Origin of the sequence: Vibrio sp. 1S139, from assembly GCF_041439475.1 — a bacterium.
In the GTDB taxonomy this organism is placed as follows: Bacteria; Pseudomonadota; Gammaproteobacteria; order Enterobacterales; family Vibrionaceae; genus Vibrio; species Vibrio crassostreae_C.
The window spans coordinates 1-5,831 of record NZ_JBGOOD010000115.1; the positions used below are offsets into that span (position 1 = coordinate 1).

5 protein-coding genes and 2 tRNA genes are annotated in these 5,831 nt (G+C 43.5%); 3 read left to right on the plus strand and 4 right to left on the minus strand.

The features are described from left to right. Positions 1-91: 91 nt before the first annotated feature. Both ACED46_RS21135 and ACED46_RS21140 read right to left on the minus strand, forming a co-directional pair. Positions 92-176 (minus strand) — tRNA-Tyr (locus tag ACED46_RS21135). 44 nt (positions 177-220) lie between these two features. Then, a tRNA-Thr gene (locus tag ACED46_RS21140) sits at positions 221-296 on the minus strand. Positions 297-506: 210 nt separating this feature from the next. On the opposite strand from ACED46_RS21140, the gene coaA reads away from it, so the two are divergent. Then, positions 507-1,430: a type I pantothenate kinase gene (gene coaA / locus ACED46_RS21145; RefSeq protein WP_017066910.1), complete on the plus strand. Its 924-nt coding sequence runs from the start codon at positions 507-509 to the stop codon at positions 1,428-1,430. Positions 1,431-1,437: 7 nt separating this feature from the next. On the opposite strand, the gene birA is transcribed toward coaA, so the two are convergent. Continuing rightward, positions 1,438-2,403 (minus strand): bifunctional biotin--[acetyl-CoA-carboxylase] ligase/biotin operon repressor BirA, encoded by a 966-nt coding sequence (gene birA, locus ACED46_RS21150; RefSeq protein ID WP_017059800.1) that lies wholly within the window; start codon positions 2,401-2,403, stop codon positions 1,438-1,440. Then, on the minus strand, positions 2,400-3,446 hold the full coding sequence (gene murB / locus ACED46_RS21155; protein ID WP_102429266.1) for a UDP-N-acetylmuramate dehydrogenase: 1,047 nt from the start codon (positions 3,444-3,446) through the stop codon (positions 2,400-2,402). Before murB ends, birA begins: the two co-directional genes overlap by 4 nt. Before the next feature lie 66 nt (positions 3,447-3,512). On the opposite strand from murB, the gene ACED46_RS21160 reads away from it, so the two are divergent. Then, positions 3,513-3,944, plus strand: coding sequence for a GNAT family N-acetyltransferase (locus tag ACED46_RS21160; RefSeq protein WP_017059798.1), 432 nt, complete (start codon positions 3,513-3,515; stop codon positions 3,942-3,944). A 91-nt stretch (positions 3,945-4,035) separates the two neighbouring features. Then, complete coding sequence (gene pssA / locus ACED46_RS21165) at positions 4,036-5,376, plus strand: CDP-diacylglycerol--serine O-phosphatidyltransferase (protein WP_371722377.1); 1,341 nt, start codon at positions 4,036-4,038, stop codon at positions 5,374-5,376. Positions 5,377-5,831 lie beyond the last annotated feature (455 nt).

Here is a 5,831-nt window from a genome sequence, read left to right on the forward strand (position 1 = left end):
CCCGCATCATCAGCTTGGAAGGCTGAGGTAATAGCCATTATACGATGCACGCAACACGTAACTCTGTTTGAGCTATTTAACCTTTAGAATATGGTGGAGAGGGACGGATTCGAACCATCGAAGGCAGTGCCAACAGATTTACAGTCTGCTCCCTTTGGCCACTCGGGAACCTCTCCAAATTTTGAGCTTTCTCTCGCTTGCCTTATAGGAAGGGAGAAAGTGGTGCCGACTACCGGAATCGAACTGGTGACCTACTGATTACAAGTCAGTTGCTCTACCTACTGAGCTAAGTCGGCACAAGTGGGGCGCATTTTATTGAATGATTTTCCACCTTGCAATAGTAAATTGAAAAAAAATGCAAAATTCTCTGACCAAACTCCTACATACGGCTATTTAGCTCAAGGTTTACGTCTTTAACCCGCATCTAGTACAGGAAGATATTTTATTTATCTATCGCTTGATGTATTTTCCATGCACTTGTTTTGTTATCCACTATAGAGTTTTGTATGAGCCCATTTATGTCATTTGACCGCGAACGTTGGTCTGAGCTAAGGAATTTAGTTCCGATGACACTTTCTGAGAGCGACTTAAAAGAGCTTCAAGGCATCAATGAAAAGCTCACAATGGAAGAGGCAGTAGAGATCTATCTACCGCTATCTCGTCTATTGAACCTCTATGTGGCAGCCAGACAGAATAGAAACTCGGTACTCCACCAATTTCTAGATAAGAAAGAGAAAGCGCCACCTTTTATCATCGGTATTGCGGGTAGCGTAGCTGTTGGCAAAAGTACCACTGCGCGTCTGCTTAAAGCCCTACTCTCTCGCTGGGAAAACCACCCAAAAGTTGAACTAGTGACAACCGATGGCTTTTTATATCCAAACGAGGTGTTAGAAGAGAAAGGGTTGATGAGCAAAAAGGGCTTTCCTGAATCTTACGATATCAAGCGTTTAGTGAACTTTGTTTCGGATGTAAAAGCTTGCAAGAGAAATGTCACAGCCCCTGTTTACTCGCATCTTACGTACAATATTACTGATGACGTTAAGTGCGTCGACCTACCAGATGTGCTTATTATTGAAGGGCTTAATGTTTTACAAACCGGAATGAATTATCCACACGAGCCACATCGCGTGTTTATTTCAGACTTCCTTGATTTCTCACTCTATGTTGACGCTGATAGCCAACAAATCAAAGAATGGTACGTCAATCGCTTTATGAAATTCCGCGATGGCGCGTTTACTAAGCCTGGCTCTTACTTTAGTCATTACACTAAATTATCGAACCAAGCCGCATTGGACAAAGCAGAAGGTATCTGGAGTTCAATTAATGGCTTGAACCTTGAACAAAATATCCTTCCGACAAGAGAAAGGGCTCACCTGATTCTACGTAAAGGCGCAGATCATATGGTTGAAGAAGTGTTACTAAGAAAATAGTAACGCCTTAGTCGCCTTTTCTTAGCGATATCTCGCCACCAATATAGCTCTCGACACCATTCTCAGTTTTGAGCAATACAGCACCTTGTTCATCGATGCCTTGAACAACACCTTCAATTTCTCTAGGTCCAATGATCAATCTAACATTGCGACCTAAGAAATTATCCAAGCGGTTCCAACGCTCTAAAAAATTGGACATTCCTTTCAACTCGTAGTCGACAAGTGACTTATCCCAAGCATTGATCAGAGCCTGCGCTAACTGGTTACGGTCTGGCACCTTCCCATCACACACTTCTTTAAGGGAAGTCCATGGCTGGCCAATACCTGATGTTGTTGGATCCATGGATAGGTTTAGCCCTAAACCAATCACAATATGCGCAGCGCCACCAGACTGTCCTGACAGCTCGACCAAGATACCTGCAAGCTTCTTGTCATTGTGGTAAAGGTCGTTCGGCCATTTAAGCTTTACACCTTCTACGCCCATCTCTTCCAAAGCTTCAACAACAGCTACACCAACCACAAGGCTTAAGCCCATTGCGGCAGCCATCCCCGCGTCGAGTCTCCAATACATTGAAAGATAGAGGTTTGCACCAAATGGTGATACCCACTCTCGTCCACGGCGTCCACGACCCGCAGCTTGATATTCAGCAATACAGACAGAACCCGATTCGAGGGTGTTAGTGCGCTCTAATAGGTGTTGGTTTGTAGAACCTATGATGGGAATGAGTTCAAGAGAAGCATCGCGACTAACTGCAGACAATTTGTCTTGGTCAAGCATATCCAAACGACTGGCTAGTTTGTAACCCTTGCCTTGTACTCGGTAGATATCTAAACCCCACTCTTGAATACCTTTAATGTGCTTACTGATAGCCGCTCGTGATACGCCAATCATTTCACCTAGGTCTTCACCTGAATGAAACTCACCGTCAGCAAGACATCTCAATAGTGCAAGCTTGGTGCTGTGCTCTCTCATGCCAATGACTCCAAAGCCTTATCCAGGTTTGTCTCGCAGTCTCGTCCCATAAAGCGCACTTCATGTTCCAATCGAATATCGAATTTATTCAAAACGGACTGGCGCACTCGCTCTGCAAGCTTAAGGATATCCACAGCAGAAGCCTCATCATAATTGATAATAACCAATGCTTGGTTGGGGTGAACCTGAGCGCCACCTTCTGTCACACCCTTGAACTGGCATTGATCAATCAGCCAGCCAGCAGCAACTTTGATCATGTCATTACTCTCATAACCAACCATATTTGGATATAGAGCTAACAAGCGATCAAAATGATCTTTGGTGATCACAGGGTTTTTGAAGAAGCTACCCGCATTCCCTTGTACTCTAGGGTCTGGCAGCTTACTTGAACGGATAGCACACACTTCATCAAATATAGTGCGAGGGGAGAGCGTATCGGCTGCTAGGCTTTTTAACGGGCCATAGTGATTGCATGGCTCCCACTCTTTCGGCAACGTTAAACCAATCGCAACAACAATCGCTTTATCGTAGAGAGCGTGTTTGAAAATAGAATCTCGGTAACCAAAGAGACACTCTTCTTTGCTTAATCGCTTAACTGTATAAGTATCCAGACACAGGATATCGACATACTCGCATACGTCTTGTAGCTCAACACCATACGCACCAATATTCTGAATCGGAGCAGAGCCGGAACAGCCGGGTATCATTGCTAGGTTTTCTAGACCACCCAGCTCTTTATCCACACTCCACTCAACCAAGCTTGGCCAATCCTCGCCACCACTCACATGCAGTAGGTGATGACTGTCCGTCTCGGCCAGCTCAATCCCGGCTAATTTATTCACGATGACCAGGCCAGCGAAGTGCTCAGTAAAAAGCATATTACTGCCCTTACCCAGTATTAACTTAGGCAAAGCTGACCATTTAGGGTCTTTGTAAAGCGAAATAAGTTCTTCGGTAGTGGTGACTTCAACCAACGCATCACACGTCTGATCGATGGAAAAAGTATGAACATTTTTTAAACTAGCATTGAGATGGAATTGCATGGCGATATTCAATTAACTTACACTGCGGTCATTCTACAGCAGATAAACCAATGGCGCAGTGACTGAATGAACAATGTCATCATTACTCAATTAGACCCAGTAAAGGTTCCCCTAGTTAAACGTTTCTATAAAGAACATTACCCAACGGGAAAAGCGAATAAGAGTGAACTGATCTATTCGTTATTGCTGAATAACGAACTGTGCGGTGTCGTGCGTTTTCGTACAATAGAAAATAATCGCTTACTTACCGGTATGGCGATATCAAAACAACATCGTGGTCAGCAATTAGGCTCCCAGCTTATGGATTATTGTGCGCAACATACGCTTACGGAAGATGATTACTGCTTTGCGTACGCTCATCTCACCAATTTTTACGCGCGACACAAATTCGTACAAGTAGACCCTAAAGATCTACCAAATGGTTTAAGAGTTTTATACGAGCGCTATTCGAATAGCGGAAAAGATCTCATTCCTATGCATTATCAGCAAAATTGTTAGAGAATGCCTCGATTATCTAGTATTTGGTGCTATCCCTTTGGTAAAATTAAAGGTTCGCAATTTTGCATATTTTTAAGGTAAAACAGTCAATATGATTGCCAGTAGGAATCCATTCATACAGTTGCCAACCATAGCGCAGAATCCTGACAAGTTTGAAGTACTACTATCAGCGCAAGAGTTTCGAACTCGCCTACTTGATGAAATATCTCGCGCAACGACTCGTATTAGTTTAGTCGCTTTGTATCTTGAAGATGATGAGGCTGGCCGTGAGATCCTGACTGCCTTATATGAAGCAAAGCAAAAGAATCCAGAATTAGACGTGAGCGTTTGTGTCGATTGGCACCGGGCGCAGCGTGGATTGATTGGCGCAGAGTCTTCTGAAGGCAATGCAGCCATGTATAAAGAGTTTGCAGAGAAATATCAACATTCTGTGCCTGTCTATGGCATTCCCGTTCGCGGCAAAGAAGTCTTTGGCGTATTGCACTTAAAAGGCTTTATCGTCGATGATAGCGTGATATACAGCGGTGCAAGCCTTAACAATATCTATCTGAATTACCATGACCGCTATCGCTTTGATCGTTACCATGTTTTAAACAATGCAGCTCTTGCTGACTCAATGTTTGCCTACGTACACGAACAGATGGTTGCGGACAGCGCTGTTTATGACCTGGCTGATAAGAACAAGCCTGCGACCAAAGAACTGAAACCAGCGATTCGTCAGTTTCGAGCATCATTGGCAAGGTCTCAGTATCAATTCGAAGGGCAAGAGGTTTCAGCAGAGCAAGTGGCTGTAACACCATTGGTTGGTATCGGTAAAAGACGTAACCGTCTGAATCAGGGAATCAACCAACTCGTCGCTCAAGCTAAAGATGAAATCTTCATCTGCACACCTTACTTCAACTTCCCACCTAGCCTAGCTAAAGAAGTGAAGAAAGCACTTAAGCGTGGCGTAAAGGTCAGCATTGTTGTTGGTGATAAGACAGCGAATGATTTCTTTATCTCACCAGAAGAAGAGTTTAAAACGATTGGTGGTTTGCCATACCTTTACGAACTGAACTTACGCCGTTTCGCTAAAGCGAATGAAGCTCATATTGCTAGCCGTAATCTATCAATTCGACTTTGGCAACACGATTCCAATAGCTTCCACCTAAAGGGCATTTGGGTAGATAAGCGCTGCATGCTACTAACAGGTAATAATCTAAATCCACGCGCATGGAAGTTGGATCTAGAGAACGGTATCTTTATCCAAGATAACTACCATCACCTAACAGACAAGTTTCAGGCTGAAGTGGATAACATCCTTCAACACACTCAGCTTATCTGTACTTATAAGCAGTTAGACAAGGTAGAGAGCTACCCGATGGAAGTTCAGAAGTTGATTCGTAAGATCACTCGAGTGAAAGCCGATAGGGTGCTTAAGCAAATACTGTAGTCGATGTATTAGAGACACTATTTATCAACGCCTAGCAAACGCTAGGCGTTTTTGTATCTACGAGATAGCTATTTAGGTTTGTTTGATGGTCTTTCGAGTCAACATCTCTATTTATGCATAGTGAGTGTGATAGCTTGAAGTGTTAAGCATCCTACCTTTTCCTTAGTCAGTCTCAGGGTTCCAGATACGTGTATCAGGTATGGTTTAGATAGCAGCTAAACGAGTACCAATACGAACATAATCGACAATTACCCTTTACGTATTCAAGCAATAACGTTCGTCACTCCTTACGGCGAGGTTCGTACGCGATAGGGAATTTCACATAGTAAAGCAATCAGATTAGCGCTCTGCTCTATTTAGCTTAACTACCAGAGTTAGAAGTAATACCAATCCGGAAAACTAACTGATCAGGTCAATCCAATCTCTTGTACACATTTTTGTGACGCGATCTTTGC

Coding starts and splice junctions, on each gene's coding strand:
- pssA (WP_371722377.1), top strand. CDS start 4,036: ATGATTGCCAGTAGGAATCCATTCATACAGTTGCCAACCATAGCGCAG.
- birA (WP_017059800.1), bottom strand. CDS start 2,403: ATGAGAGAGCACAGCACCAAGCTTGCACTATTGAGATGTCTTGCTGAC.
- coaA (WP_017066910.1), top strand. CDS start 507: ATGAGCCCATTTATGTCATTTGACCGCGAACGTTGGTCTGAGCTAAGG.
- ACED46_RS21160 (WP_017059798.1), top strand. CDS start 3,513: ATGAACAATGTCATCATTACTCAATTAGACCCAGTAAAGGTTCCCCTA.
- murB (WP_102429266.1), bottom strand. CDS start 3,446: ATGCAATTCCATCTCAATGCTAGTTTAAAAAATGTTCATACTTTTTCC.